Consider the following 1,317-nt stretch of genomic DNA (forward strand, 5'->3'; position numbering starts at 1 on the left):
GACAATAGCCGCAAGGCAAAGATAGGAAGCTGCCAGACAAAATGAAATCCCCGAAAGATAAAGGAGAAATCCGATATTCTTCGGGGATTTTTTTCATATTCAGCGTTTATGAACTGCAGCTGCCTGCAGATCGTTTTGGATTAGTAATTCAGAGTGACAGGACCGACGTCAAAGGAATCCATCAAGTCATCTGAGTTAAAAATATGGAATGTCAGTTCAACTTCTGAGATTTTATCGATGTCGTTGTCTTCAAGGTCGGAAGACATGATGGTAATGCCCTCTCGTACCTTTTTACCAGGTATAACATCCGACGAGAAGATTGGATCTACCATATAGCCGTTGATGGAACAGTCTCTGGCCTGAACAGTCCTAGGGATTTCTGAATTATTCTCGATATAGACCATAAGATCAGCTCCGAAAAATTCATCGTATTCCACTTCATCCAGAGAAATGATCTTGATTCCATTCTGGTCTACAAGAACGGTACCTTCCGGTGCATCAGTTTCGGATTCTTCTTCTCCGGTTTTCAGAGTGATCAGATCGGAATCTACGCTGTCCATGAAGTCATCGCTGTTGAAGAAGTGCAGGTTGAATTCAATGGTGTGGATTTTATCGATGCCCTGATCTTCCAGCATGCTTGAAAGGAAAGTCATTTCGCCTTTGCCAGTCTTGCCGGGAGCCACTTCGATGGACATGGATGGATCGATCATAGCGCCGTTAACCGAAGTGTTTCTGGCCTGAACGGTCCAGTTCTTATCCGAATTGTTTTCAAAGACCATCTTTACTTCTTCGCCCAGAAAGCCTTTTTCCATGCCGGTTGCGGTGACCTTGAGACCGTCCTGATCGTAAATAACGGTTTCTTTAAAACCTTCCTCTTCTTTTTCTTTCTTTTCTTCTGTTTGTGCGACGGACGTTGCTTCACTCTGTCCTCCGCTTGTGCTGTCTTTCTCCGGTTTGGAATCGGAAGAAGAACAGCCAGCCAGAAGAAGAGCCGCGCAAAGGAGCGCAGCTGTACGTTTGAATTTCATAATCTTCTCCTTTGTCCTGTTTGCCAAACCGTTCGGCCGCTTTGGATCAGCCAACAGGGATTACAGATTTAAAATACCATTAATAATGAATGAATAATCGGAGTATCGCAAAAAGATAAAAAAGATGTCGAAAATGATCAGCGGCTTACCGGGAGCGGCATACTCTGAGGTCTCCATTTCTCAAAAGCAGCATTAGTTCGGGTTCGGCGTTTCTTTTTTGTCTTCGAGGAAATATCAATGCTGTTCACTTAAGCTTCACAAGTGAGCAGTGCCTTGCCTTTCTAGTTTT

The 1,317-nt window shown here is 44.0% G+C and carries 1 protein-coding gene; it reads right to left on the reverse strand.

Annotated features, from left to right (window positions below):
• Positions 1-140: 140 nt before the first annotated feature.
• Positions 141-1,028 (reverse strand): hypothetical protein, encoded by an 888-nt coding sequence (locus tag Q2J39_RS10720; protein ID WP_230268398.1) that lies wholly within the window; start codon positions 1,026-1,028, stop codon positions 141-143.
• Between the last annotated feature and the right edge of the window lie 289 nt (positions 1,029-1,317).

It is taken from the genome of uncultured Allobaculum sp., from assembly GCF_948576815.1.
Lineage (GTDB): Bacteria > Bacillota_I > Bacilli_A > Erysipelotrichales > Erysipelotrichaceae > Allobaculum > Allobaculum fili.

Coding starts and splice junctions, on each gene's coding strand:
- Q2J39_RS10720 (WP_230268398.1), bottom strand. CDS start 1,028: ATGAAATTCAAACGTACAGCTGCGCTCCTTTGCGCGGCTCTTCTTCTG.